The organism is Phyllobacterium sp. CL33Tsu (assembly GCF_900113985.1).
In the GTDB taxonomy this organism is placed as follows: Bacteria; Pseudomonadota; Alphaproteobacteria; order Rhizobiales; family Rhizobiaceae; genus Phyllobacterium; species Phyllobacterium pellucidum.
This window is the reverse complement of sequence record NZ_FORJ01000004.1, coordinates 390,653-403,129: the sequence shown is the minus strand read 5'-3', so window position 1 is coordinate 403,129 and position 12,477 is coordinate 390,653. Positions and strand designations below refer to the sequence as shown.

At 58.4% G+C, this 12,477-nt stretch carries 9 protein-coding genes and 4 pseudogenes; 4 read left to right on the top strand and 9 right to left on the bottom strand.

Annotated elements, in window-relative coordinates; translation table 11 throughout:
* On the top strand, nt 1-380 hold a 380-nt coding region (locus BM074_RS16930), incomplete at its 5' end, for a porin (protein ID WP_139217684.1).
* Between the two features lie 797 nt (nt 381-1,177).
* Here BM074_RS16930 and dapA read toward each other — a convergent pair.
* From dapA to BM074_RS16900, 5 genes and pseudogenes are all read right to left on the bottom strand, one after another.
* Nucleotides 1,178-2,127, bottom strand: a pseudogene (gene dapA / locus BM074_RS16920) (4-hydroxy-tetrahydrodipicolinate synthase).
* A gap of 511 nt (nt 2,128-2,638) precedes the next feature.
* A complete protein-coding gene (locus tag BM074_RS16915; RefSeq protein WP_091923539.1) occupies nt 2,639-3,952 on the bottom strand; it encodes an epoxide hydrolase family protein in 1,314 nt (437 codons plus the stop codon).
* A pseudogene (locus tag BM074_RS16910) lies at nt 3,949-4,392 on the bottom strand (isochorismatase family cysteine hydrolase); the annotation flags it as partial. The pseudogene BM074_RS16910 and the gene BM074_RS16915, both read right to left, overlap by 4 nt.
* Before the next feature lie 88 nt (nt 4,393-4,480).
* Nucleotides 4,481-5,260: a sulfite exporter TauE/SafE family protein gene (locus BM074_RS16905; RefSeq protein ID WP_091923538.1), complete on the bottom strand. Its 780-nt coding sequence runs from the start codon at nt 5,258-5,260 to the stop codon at nt 4,481-4,483.
* Nucleotides 5,260-5,496 carry a DUF1127 domain-containing protein gene (locus BM074_RS16900; RefSeq protein WP_091923536.1) on the bottom strand — a complete coding sequence of 79 codons (237 nt, stop codon included), beginning with the start codon at nt 5,494-5,496 and terminating at the stop codon, nt 5,260-5,262. The genes BM074_RS16905 and BM074_RS16900 overlap by 1 nt, the downstream gene beginning before the upstream one ends.
* A 179-nt stretch (nt 5,497-5,675) precedes the next feature.
* Here BM074_RS16900 and BM074_RS16895 point away from each other — a divergent pair, with 179 nt between their 5' ends.
* Complete coding sequence (locus BM074_RS16895; RefSeq protein WP_091923534.1) at nt 5,676-7,013, top strand: aminotransferase-like domain-containing protein; 1,338 nt, start codon at nt 5,676-5,678, stop codon at nt 7,011-7,013.
* A 272-nt stretch (nt 7,014-7,285) separates the two neighbouring features.
* On the top strand, nt 7,286-7,483 hold the full coding sequence (locus BM074_RS16890; protein WP_207719716.1) for an SDR family NAD(P)-dependent oxidoreductase: 198 nt from the start codon (nt 7,286-7,288) through the stop codon (nt 7,481-7,483).
* Between the two features lie 230 nt (nt 7,484-7,713).
* On the opposite strand, the gene BM074_RS16885 is transcribed toward BM074_RS16890, so the two are convergent.
* Nucleotides 7,714-8,691 carry a L,D-transpeptidase family protein gene (locus BM074_RS16885; protein ID WP_091923532.1) on the bottom strand — a complete coding sequence of 326 codons (978 nt, stop codon included), beginning with the start codon at nt 8,689-8,691 and terminating at the stop codon, nt 7,714-7,716.
* A gap of 351 nt (nt 8,692-9,042) precedes the next feature.
* Nucleotides 9,043-9,207: pseudogene (locus tag BM074_RS23360) on the bottom strand (3-keto-5-aminohexanoate cleavage protein); the annotation flags it as partial.
* A gap of 322 nt (nt 9,208-9,529) precedes the next feature.
* Between BM074_RS23360 and BM074_RS16875 the strand changes: the two are divergent.
* Nucleotides 9,530-9,679, top strand: a pseudogene (locus tag BM074_RS16875) (integrase); the annotation flags it as partial.
* A gap of 315 nt (nt 9,680-9,994) precedes the next feature.
* Here the strand turns inward: BM074_RS16875 and BM074_RS16870 are convergent.
* On the bottom strand, nt 9,995-11,659 hold the full coding sequence (locus BM074_RS16870) for a Na/Pi cotransporter family protein (protein ID WP_091923529.1): 1,665 nt from the start codon (nt 11,657-11,659) through the stop codon (nt 9,995-9,997).
* 55 nt (nt 11,660-11,714) lie between these two features.
* Nucleotides 11,715-12,458, bottom strand: a complete 744-nt coding sequence (locus BM074_RS16865; protein ID WP_027232323.1) for a 5'/3'-nucleotidase SurE — start codon at nt 12,456-12,458, stop codon at nt 11,715-11,717.
* Nucleotides 12,459-12,477: the final 19 nt, after the last annotated feature.

Genomic DNA, 12,477 nt, shown 5'->3' with positions numbered 1-12,477 from the left:
TTGAATATGTCCGGGTATGCGATGCCTACGGAGCGGGCTTCTTCTATATCCCGGGAACCGAAACATGCCTCAAGGTCAACGGTTACCTGCGCTTTGAGTTTTCCGGCGGGGACAACGTGTTTACCGGTGGCCCCGTTGGTGCAGGCGGAAATGATACCTGGCGTGTCCGCACCCGCGCCGAAATTCGTTTTGATGCGCGTTCCGAAACAGAACTTGGCACGCTGCGGTCGTTTATTGACACCCGTTTCCAGAATACAAACAGCGACGACGCCGGAGGCACGCTGCATCAGGGGTTTATCGAGCTGGGCGGGTTCCAGATGGGTTGGCCGCTGCATACCGACTTTCTTCATGTCGATGAACAAGAGGAAGTCACGTCCTAAGTTGTAATAGTGGATGTTTTGCCTTCGACCTTCACTAACTCCTGATTGATCAAAAATCTCGAACAGGCATCAAACTCTAAGGCTGAATACAATTGCGGGTTGGTTACCGGGGTGAGAACCCATCGAGTTTGAATCGATCGACGGACCGCCGGTCGACCTGGTCTTCGTTCCTCCGACGCCGGATATTGCAACAAGCAAACAGCTCAATCTTCGTGCCTGCTTTGCCTGGATGCCTAAGGGGATGAGATCGGCGGAGGACGCCTATCGCTTTATGACCGTCTTGTCGAGGAACCGAGGAAACCACCGGTCCTCCGGCCCAATAACCTTGTTCCCGATTGGACGGCGACCGGGGCGGGGTGAGGAAGGCGGCTGCTATGATCAGTGCGAATCAAAACGCCGATTATGCACCGGATGTTCGGGGATAAGCTCACGGTCTTTGTTCCGTGATCAAAGACATCACGCGCGCTTGGAGCGACGGGGCGCGGGAGCGGTCAGATCGTGCCACGGATCGGTCAGGAGACAATCATCATCATTGGCGCACCACACGGCCCCGGGCCGGTGTTCGCTCTGGGCAATCGCGAAGTGCAGGGCCGATTCCCTGTCAGCAAACAGTCCGCCGACCAGACGCTGCCTGTCGCAGACGATCCAGCATCCTTCCAGATTTCGACCAACGAGAAAACGGGTGCACGTTCTAAAACGATCGTGGCTTTTACGTGGGTATCGCATGATCTTCGCTTTCAGCAGCTGGCAGGCGCAGGCCCGGCGGATGCAACATTGTTTGATGAAGGGACGCTTGCTCAGATCCGCCAGTTGAGCGGCTGTGCTGGTTTTTCGATTGGCCTTTCGTCCGCGCCGAAAATCGCATCGGCTGGATCGCACGGGACATCGCTGACCGGATCGCCCATTCGGTCGAGCGCTATCCTGATCCGTTCCGCCGTCTCCGCCGAAACAGGCACGAGCGGCAGACGCATTTCGTCATTCATGCCGCGCCGATATTTCAGGGCGTACTTGATGGGGCCGGGATTTGTGTCGAGGTCGAACGCTTTATAGACCCGCATCAGCCGCTGCTGAATATAATTGGCGGTGGACCAGTCGTGTTTCCGGCATGCATCGTGCAACGCGGCGAAGACGTGCGGCAGGACATTGGCAGTTACGGAAATCGTCCCGTCGCCTCCCGAAAGGTTGAAGGCGTGCGACGACGCATCATGCCCAGACAAAAGAATGAAACGGTCTTCGAATGCGCGGCGCATTTCCGCGACACGCCGGACTTCGCCCGTCGCGTCCTTGAGCCCGATAATGGAGGGGATCTCGGCAAGCCGCGCGAGCGTCCCCAGCGACAGGTCAATGCCGGTACGCGAGGGTACATTGTAGACGATGATAGGCAGGTCGACGCGCCCTGCGATCTCCTCGAAATGACGGACAATGCCATCCTGGCTCGGCTTGTTGAAATAGGGCGTTACGACCAGCGCAGCGTCGGCGCAGCAGGATTGGGCGGCCAAGGTATGGGCGATCGTCAGTTCCGTACTGTTCGTGCCGGTTCCGGCGATCACCGGCACCCGTCCGCGCGAGGCTTTTACGCAGGTCCTGACGATTTTCAGCCGCTCGTCCCAGGCAAGCGTGGGGCTTCGCCGGTCGTCCCGCAAGGAACCAGTGCGCTGATTCCGAATTGAATCTGCCAATCCGCAAGGGCGGCGAGGGCGTCGTAGTCGACGGCTCCGTTGTTGAAGGGGGTAATGAGGGCGGTCATTACGCCCTTTAATCGTGAGGGTTGCTCGGCTCTCGTGTTTATCATGGATTTGCTCATCGATTGTGATCGCAGCGATACTTGCGTCGAGCCGACTCTGTCGGGATCGGAAGATCGCGGCTTGCTCAGATCGCGTGGTTGAAGGCGACCCAAACGCGGAGCGCTACACAAACCGCCACGATGACGGCAAGGGCGATAAAAGTTGGCAAGTTCCGCCAAACTACATGCTTAAAGTCGATGGTGGGCTGGTAGCGGGATATTACTTTCGTTAGTCGCTCAGACATTCCAGGCACTCCTTTGTTGAGTACGTGGCAACAGGTATCATGGGGTCGGATAGGCTTTCTATTCTGGCTTCAAGGCAAAATATCAGGAATTCATAAAAATCGGTCGTCCGGCAAAATAGCGCAAAAGGTCGTGCTGCCACCGCGCTTGATCCACGACCTCGAAAGCTCAAGGCCCCCGCGGTCTCGATCGCATTTATCCTGCTCAAGACAGAAGGTCGTAGACTGACAATTCAGCGCAGCGGCTTGAACGCGGCACGAAGCTCTGCGCTGAACAACTCAGGTTCTTCCCACGCGGCGAAGTGACCGCCCTTGTCGACCTCGTGGAAATAGCTCAGGTTCCGATAGGCGCGACGGGCCCATGTTTCCGGAGTTCGATAGCTTTCGCCAGGAAAGACCGTGATGGCGACGGGAAGCAAGATGTCGGAAGTCATCTCTCCGGCCGAGAGGGCGGGGCTCCGCCCACCGCCATATTCCCAGTAGAGACGCCCGGACGAGGTCGCGGTATTGGTCAGCCAGTACAGCGTTATGTCGTCCAGAACCTCGTCAGGAGACTTTTCGGGATCGTCGGTGCTGTATGTCCACGTCGAAAAGCCTGGATGTCCGAGCATCCACGCGGCGAGACCGGCAGGCGAGTCGGTGATGCCGTAGCCGATCGTCTGCGGTCTTGTGCCCATCATCGTTGCATAAGACCTGTTGCCCATCTTGGCAGCGGCACTGAGCACATCGAAAGTCGAGCGCTCCTGGTCGGACAATCCCGCTGGCGCTGGCCCGCCTGAGGCCAGGGCCGCGGCCACCTCGGGTGGCACCACCGCCGGAAGGTTGATGTGGATGCCGAGCAATCCTGCCGGTGCCAGGCGAGCCATGGCGCTGGAGACCGGCGAACCCCAGTCCCCGCCCTGCGCGACATAGCGGGTGTACCCCAGACGCTTCATCAGCTCAGCCCAGATTCGCGCGGTGTGGTCAGGACCCCAGCCCGTGCCGGTCGGCTTGCCGGAAAAGCCAAAGCCCGGCATCGACGGAATGATCAAATCGAATGCGTCGTCGGCGGTGCCGCCGTGAGCGGTCGGGTTGGTAAGCGGATCGATGATCTTCAGTTCCTCGAACACCGATCCCGGCCAGCCATGAGTGATGATCACTGGCAGCGCGTTGGGGTGCTTGGAGCGGACATGGATGAAGTGGATGTCGACGCCATCGATTGTGGTGACGAATTGCGGCAGGGCATTCAGTTTCGCCTCCGCCTTGCGCCAGTCGTAGCCGGTGCCCCAATACTCGACGAGCGGCTTGAGTTTCGCAAGCTGGATGCCCTGGGACTGGTCTTCTACCGTCTCTTTATCGGGCCAGCGCGTTTCCTGGATCCGGCGCCGCAGCTGATTAAGGGCCTCGTCCGGAACGTGAACGCTGAATGGCCGGATCGATGCGTCTTCCGTGGCCTTGGATGCGGGGGCAGTTGTTGCCTTTGGCGCAATCGCAGTCTGGGGGAATGCACCCGAGACGACGACGGTGACGGCCGTGATAGCAGCAGCGGCCGTGATGAGCCTGGTCATGGCCTCGTCTCCTTCGGATGTGATGCTGACAAAGCTACGATCAGTTCCGCGGGCCCCATGATTGCGTGGGCGCAGGTAGGACCACTCAGTTCGTGCGCGGTGTGCATCATATCATGCCAGAGCGCTGCCGTCGCGTCGCGGACCAAGGTCAGATGATAGCCAAGCTCTGGGGCATAATGCGCAGTGGTTTCGATACGAGTATTGGCCAGCAACCCGACCACGATAACATGGGTGGTCCCCTTCTGCCAGCCACAAGTCGAGGTCGGTATTGGCAAAGCCGCTAGCTCTCCAATGTTCCTTGGCGACTATGTATCCTGCTTTCGGGGCGAAATCTGGGTGCCACTCGCCACCCCACTCGCCGCGCGCGAAATGAGGGCCTCTCACGATGTTTCGTTGGGAGGGGCTGGGATGGTCCACTGCCCGTAGTCTCCGGGCTCCCAGCTAGACGCCGTTTGCTCTTACTGACGACTCGGCAGTTTCGCGTGCGCTCTCAAAGTTCCGGAGGTAGCGCTACGCCGGCCTTTCAGCTCACGGGAGATATCCGGAAATGCCATCCCACATCAGTTTCAACGCCGTTAGAACCAACAATCCGTAGCAGGCGCGATAAATCTGGCGTTGGTCCAGCCTTCCGTTCAGCCGCCACCCAAGCCAGACGCCGCTGGGGATGGCCAACAGTCCAATCGCCATTATTGCCCAGACACCCGCGGTCGGCCTCACCAGCAGCAGCCACGGCACCGCCTTGGTCGCGTTGCCCACTGTGAAAAATATACTCGTTGTTCCCGCGTAGATTTCCTTGCTGAGGCCGAGGGGCAACAGATACATCGCAAGCGGCGGTCCGCCCGAATGTGCAACCATCGTGGTCACTCCTGAGGCAAGACCCGCAGTGATCGCCTTTGTTGTCGAACGCGGACGTCTCGTCACCTGTCCGCCCCTGACAAACCAGAGACCGACAAAGATCAGGGTGATCTCCGCCATCACGATCGCGATGGCCCGGTGGTCGAGGAAGCGGAAAAGCCCATAGCCGAACCCGATGCCGATCACCAGCCCCGGCAGAAGCAGCACAAGGTCCGGCCTCGACCATGTCGAGGACTTCCAGTAGCGCAGCGCGAACAGATCCATCGCGATGAACAGGGGCGCAAGCAGACCGCCGGCGGTGACCGGATCCATCACCAACGACAGCAGCGGAATACCCACGATGGCAAACCCGCCTCCGAAAGCTCCTCTCATGAAGCTGATCAGGAATACACCGGCAAACACGACCAGGATCGTGGCAGCGGTCAGCTCCGGTGCAACCGGGGTGGCCATCATCACCTCCTCGCCCCGTTGGGGTTGGTCACGAAGCCGTAGGCCGCCCCTTTGATCTGGGAGCGGGCGATGCCAATATCCCGAAGTGCTTCGTCGTCGAGCTCGCAAAGGCTCGCAATGGCGGCGCGATGGACGAAATAGCGAGCGATCCGCTGCCAACAGGCGTTGAATGCCCGAAGAAATGAGCCGTGCGTCTTTGTTCCCGCCCGCCTACCGATGGTGGAAAGGGCTGTAGACATTTTGACCTCCAGCTATTGCTGTGCGGCAATCCTGCTTCGCCGCCATCAGCGCTTGTTAAGCGCCGTCGCGTTCTCATTACCGCAGACCTTGGCAATTCCCGGTGCAATCCGGTTTGACTTAGCCATTATGTTCCGATAGGTTGCTCGGAGCAATTAAAACATTGTGCTCGGAGCAATAGATGTCGGAATATCTGAAGCTCGCTGACATCATCGCCGGAGAAATAGCTGATGGCACTCTCAAGCCCGGGGAGCGCCTGCCTCCGCAGCGCCGTTTTGCCTATGATCGCAAGATCGCCGTCTCGACCGCGAGCCGCGTCTATACCGAGTTATTGCGCAGGGGCCTTGTCGTCGGCGAAGTTGGGAGGGGCACCTTCATCTCCGGCGATGCCCGGCGCGGGGCGGCAGCATTAACTGAGCCGCGCGGGATCCGAATTGACCTTGAGTTCAACTACCCGATGCTCTCCAATCAGACCGCGATCATCGGAAGAAGCCTGGCTGGCCTGGAGAAACCTGCGGCGCTCGACCCCGCCTTGAGACAGGCGACCAGCGTCGGAACTCCAGCGGTCCGAACCATTGGAGCCGCATACCTGTCGCAGGGCAGGTGGTCCCCGACTCCCGAACAACTCGTATTCACCGGCAACGGACGACAGAGTATCGCCGCAGCGCTCGCCGCAATTGTTCCTACGGGCGGCCGTTGCGGTGTGGAGGCCCTGACATACCCGTTTATCAAGGGCATTGCCGCCCGGCTGGGAATTACACTGGTGCCACTGGCGATGGACGAAGGCGGTGTCCGGCCTGACGCTGTGCAAAAGGCGCACCGTGACGCCCATCTCTCGGCAATCTACGTTCAGCCGGCGATCCAGAATCCATTAGGCATGACGATGACCGCGGCGCGCCGGGCCGACCTCCTGCGCGTTGTCGAAAGCTTTGGCCTCCCGATCATCGAGGACAATGTCTACGGTTTCCTTGACGATGAGCCGCCGCTTGCCGCACTCGCGCCGGACACCTGCATTGTCATCGACAGTCTCTCCAAGAAGGTCGCCCCGGGCCTGACGCTGGGCTTTATCGTGTCGCCGCCACGATTGCGTGAAAGCGTCACGGCATCCGTGCGTTCGGGCGGATGGACTGCATCAGGATTTGCGTTTGCGGCCGCTGAGCGGATGATGGGCGACGGTACCATTGCCGAGCTTGCAAGATTGAAGCGACTCGACGCGTGCGCCCGCCAAAAACTGGCAGTCGATCGTCTTTCGGGTTTCGAAATCCAGACCAACGGAAAATGCTATCATCTATGGCTGGTGCTGCCCCCGCACTGGCGTTCGCAGGCTTTCGTCGCTGCGGCAGCCAGGCGCGACATTGCGTTGACGCCTTCCACAACCTTCGCCGTCACCCCCGGCCATGCGCCGAACGCTGTCAGACTGGCACTAGGTGCGCCGACAATGGATCAGCTGGATGTCGGCCTGCACACACTGGTTTCCATCCTGAATGCCCGGGAGGATGATTTCGATTCAACGGAATGAACGAGAAGTGGGGGCCGGAAATCGCGATGCTTGCTCTGCGTCCAAAGGCCGTTGGACAGGGCCGCGCCCGAAGCGGACTGGCGGGCGATGCGACAAGAGCTGGCCGAACTGGTATGCGGCTTACATGACGGCGGAGCAGGCGAGGAAGGCCGTCGCAGTAGAATAGCGTGAACGCGCGGCAGCATGCCGGCGCTTGTTCGTCAGGTCCCTGCGTCGATCGATATGGAGTACATGCACGTACTGGCGAATTGAAAGCTGTTATCGGAGGAGGCATGAGCACTACAACCATCCCCGCGCAACGCGAACCCGAACTGCTTGGCCAGACTGTCGTCGTCATCGGCGGCAGCGCCGGTATCGGGCTGGAAACTGCCCGGCGAGCGCGCGCCGAAGGTGCCAGCATCATCATAACCGGACGCAATCGCGAACGAACGCAGTTGCGGCAAAAGACGTGTAACGGTATGAAATTATGAAAATTGAAACGTTCTGTTCGAAGCTAGGGGAGCCCTTCTACCGTTTCGGTTCCATGGACAGCCGAAGGGAGGCACCTCTACGGCAAGCGAATCTTCAGCCGAACGCGTTGTTCGATAGATTTCATCAAGTTTGTTCTGGAGGGTAGCGTGCGTCACAGACCTAAAGCGCGTACCAACAACGTCATACAGAAAACGCTAACTCGCTAAAGGGCCGATCTGAATATCAACACTTAGTTGACGAACCGTACAACAACGCCAGGCTTCACCATTCCAGCGAGCTCCTCGGCGTCCCAGTTGGTCAGACGAATGCAGCCATGCGACCCGACTTTGTCGATAAGTTCGGGATCAGGCGTTCCATGAATGCCGTATGTTGGCTCGGTTAGATCGATCCAGATAGTTCCGACCGGTCCATTGGGGCCTTTGGGGATCGTGAGTATCTTATTGTTCTTCCCTTGCTTAAAGTTGACCTTTGGATTGTATCTGAACACCGGCATCCGCGCGACGCCCTTCACCTTGTGCGTACCCTTTGGAGAAGGATTATCCTCGCTGCCAACTGTCGCGGGATATGCCGCTAGTATGACGTCGCGCCTGTCGTAAGCCGTGACCTGCCCAGCGGTCTTGTCGGCTTCGATGCGGACCACCTTTCCATGGCGCGGGGGACCGGGCATCGCCACCTGGACCGTATCCCCGGAAGCGAAATCAGAACCTGGATTGAGCGTAGTCAACAGGTCGATATGCATGTGAAAACGCTCTGCCAGTTTTTCGGCGACGCTGGTGTATCCCAAGCTGGGCATCTTCGCCTTTTCGCCGTAGTCCACGGGAATATGGTCCACGAGACCTTTCAAGTCATCGTCCGTCACCGTGTAGGTGCTAATTATCGGGCCCCCTGTCTCCAGCCTGCTGACGACATCGGGGTCGATCGCACCGTCCGGAGGTATCCCCATCATATTTTCGAAACTTATCACCGCCTTGGTGACGTTTGTTCCATCAAGGCCGTCGATCACCCCCGGCGACACACCTGCGCGGTCTAGGAGAACCTGCAGACGGACGATCGCTGGATCGGGATCAGCTATTGATTTGGAAGCGGGCCCCGCAGTGATTGTGGAAAGTGAAGCAGAATTGATCGCGTCGGGTGTTACCTCTGCAGCTTCACCGACGATGACGGAAACGATCAGAAAGAATGTGGACATTCCAACAATTGTTTTCATGTCGTTCAAATGGCATTTGTAATGAAGATGTTCCAAAAATAAGTTTCTTGTGAAGTTACAACATCTTCATAAAGTTTCGTGGTTCGAAAGTCGCGTCATCGCTCAGCAGGAACCGTACGTTCCGCAGACAGGTCCGATTCTGCTCCTGGAAAGGGCCGCTCGTACGCCGACGTCACGCCGACCAACTGGCCGGGCCCGAACACCTGCACCATTTTGAATGTTCGATAATCTTCATACACGGCCGCAATGTAGGGGCGGCGTTTCCGGATTCCGAATCATTAAATCGCACTTTATTTTTTTGCGGTCCGGCGTGGCCCGATCCGCCATTACGCATTTACATGGGCGGGTCGGGCGCACGTGGCAATGGACGATCGTCGCACCTGCCTCAAAGGATCCGTGGGTCGACTCGACCTGCTCTGCGATCGTTATCGGCACCGCAGGATTGTTAGATTTTTGCGGCAGCGAGCCGGTGATCGCGACGCAGATTATGCAGGGTTCGAAAGGCCCACTGAGCATCGAGACAGTGCAACACGTCAAGGAGATCGATGAGGCGATAAGCCAACTCATCGGTTACCTCCGACTCGAGTAGTCCAGATAGGACAAAACGGCGCTAACCCTGGGCCTCTCAATAATCTGGTGGAAATTCCGGCAGCGATCGATGCCTTATGGCGCGCCAAGGAACATGAGATGTCGTTGTAGAAGCCGTCACGCCTCCAACGTACAGCCCACCGAGCGGCATTATCAGCTAAGTAGCCCATTGGAAACGCATACATCTTTCACCATATTCTAACCATGGCAGCGCAGGGCTCCATTGGTTGATAGGCCAACATCAGCCGGCCGCACCAAGGCGGCAATGATCTACAAGGCGCCAGGCAATCTTCGCGCTATTCAAATCCTGTTGGGGCACACCAAGATCGAAAACACGGTCAGGTACCTTGGTGTGGACATCGAGGATGCACTGGAGCTAGCGGAGCATACTGAGATCTGAGCGCGTGCGGCCCCGCTCACTGTGGGGCTGCACGTATCAATGGAATGTTTCCAATTTGAACGTTTGCAATTGAGCGGCTAGGCGCCTCCATAATGGTCATCGAGCCACCGGTCGCTATCGCTGCAAAGCGGACAACACACAGTGACAACGCGGGTCGAAGTTGCGCCAACAGCGGTCGTTGTTCACGATTGGTCATCAGCAACCTTTACACGGCAGACGTCGTGGAAATCGAGCGCAATACTTCGCAGATGTCAAAGTATTTTCTGGGGCTAAGTTCAGGTCGCAACTTAGGTTTAGATACGGTGTGTTTCGACCTTACAGCGCTCGCAGACGTGTCGTATTCAACAGCCCCTGCTCCTCGAGCACGGGGTAAGCCATCGAAGCGAGCAGCGAGTTGATCTGCTTTAAGTCGCGGATCGTGTCGAGGTGAATGGAGCTCGTCTCCAGGCTGCGCGGCGTGCCTTCGCGCAGGCGGCTGAAATGCCGGTCACTGGTTTGCTTTTCCACATCCCGCAGATGATCTTTTTCAAGCACGAGCTGATGTGCTGTTTCGCGATCGCGCGAAATAAGGACGTTGAACGCCATCCGCGCATTGGTCAGTACCCTTGCATGGAAATCGCTGAGTTCGCGCCAGCCCTCATCGGTAAACTGCAGCTTGCGGTCCATCTTCTTTTGCACGAGCGCCAGCATGTTGCGCACGATGATGTCGCCGACCTGTTCGAGTTTGACGCAGGCGCCGAGTAGTTCGCGCGCCCGGCCCACCTCATAATCCGACAGTTTCCGCGTCGTCAGTTTGGCGAGATAGAGCTTGATGGCGGCGTGCTTGCGGTCGACCTTGTCATCGAGCGCCGAGAGTTCGTCGATGCGTGCCTGGTCGGGATTTTCATAAAGGTCGATAATGCCGCGCAGCATGATCTCGACCGTTTCGCAGACGGCAACCGCCTCGCGTGTCGCATTCGCAAGGGCAAGGCTCGGCGTGTCGAGCACGCTCTCGTCGAGGGCACTGAGCTCGGCATGATCGAGCGACCGAGGCGATTCGGTTGGAACGTTAATGGCGACGACAGCCTTCGTGGCCTTGAGAACGAGATGGGAGAGGGGAAGTCCGGCAATGAGGATGATGATGTTGAAGAGAATATGGCCATTGATCACCTGATCGGCCGGCGCGGCGCCCAGGAACGCAATCGATGGCTTAAAGCTCAGATAGAGGATCAGGATCACGACCGAACCGAGCCCGCGCATCAAAAGGTTGCCCATAGGAACGATGCGAACTTGCGGCGCCGCATTTCGGGTTAGAATGGGGGCGATGAATGACGAGCCAAGGTTGACGCCGCAGATCATGATGATGCCGAGTTCCGGCTGGATCAGGCCGCGGGAAGCGAATGTGACGACGAGCAATACCGCGGCGATGCTCGAGTGGAACAGCCAGGTCATGACCGCCGCCAGAAGGAAAGCGGTTACGGGATCGGTGTCGAGGTAACCGACGATCACTGGCAAGAGGTCGCTGTTGCGCAAGGGCTCGGTTGCCTGCCCGGTCATCTGGAGCGACAGCACCAGCAAACCGATACCGACAAGTATACGGCCCATCTGCCGCCAGTTGCTGCGCTCGGTCGACATGAAGATGGCTGTGCCGGCCACAAGGCAAAGCGGAACCAGCAGGGTCAGATCGAACGAGAGGATTTTGACCACGAGGGCCGAGCCGACCTCGGCGCCGCGTACCGCCATCAACCCGGCAATGCCGCTGACGATGCCGGAGCCGACGAAGGAGCCGACGAGCAGGCTCACCGCCGTCGAACTTTGCAGGGCGATGGAGAGCATCAGGCCCCAAAGGGCGGCAAGCATAGGGTTGTGCAGGACACCGCGCAGGCTTTGTCGCATGCGTTCACCATACGCCCGCTCCACACCGGTGCGGACCATGCGCGTTGCCCAAAGTAGCAGCGCCACCGCTCCCGCAAGGTGCAACAAAACCGAAGAGCCGTTCACCTCATGTTTTCCTTCAGTGCATAGACCGCAGAGCAACGGCGCGTGCACGTACAAATCAATTTGCCAGGCTCCCAACGAAGCCTTGATCCAGCTTACTCTCGCCGAACCAGTTAAGGCGGTTTACGCATACATGACCCAAATCAATGAGATCGTTCTCATCCCCCTTGGAGGAGCTGTGATCGCGGCCACGTGGCACGATCAGCGTGGTGACGCCATTTTCTTCATTGAGGACGTCAGCGCTCCGCCCAATCTTGTCACGTCCGATACGGGGTTGTCTGATCGACGCCGGCAAGTCTGCCGGCAAATTGACGCTGAGCCAATGTCCAGCCTCGGCCCACTTGCTTCGCTCTTCCCATGCCCGCCTGATAAAGCCGGTTAGCCAGTGGATATCGGCGGGCGTTTGACGTGGCTCCTTGACTCTTGAAAAGCCAATCGCAGGAATCCCCCAGAAAGTCGCCTCGCGGGCGATGCCCAGTGTACCGGAGTAGGCAAGATCTTCAGCGACATTGCGACCGTCATTAACGCCTGCAAGAACCAGATCAGGCTTGGGCTGGTCATTGAACAACCAACTCATTGCGGTAACGACGCAGTCGGCTGGCGTGCCTGAGCAGGAATAGCGCCTTTCGCCAGCTTGCCGCATCGTCAATGGGCGAGCAATGGTGATCGACGAGCTTGCGGCTGTACGTTTTCCATCCGGAGCGACGATCCATACGTCATCGGTCACCAGTCGCGCAGCTTCCCACAACTTTCCGAGCCCCGGCGCGTCGATACCATCGTCGTTACAAACAAGAATTCTCATAAAGTGCTCCAGGTCAACA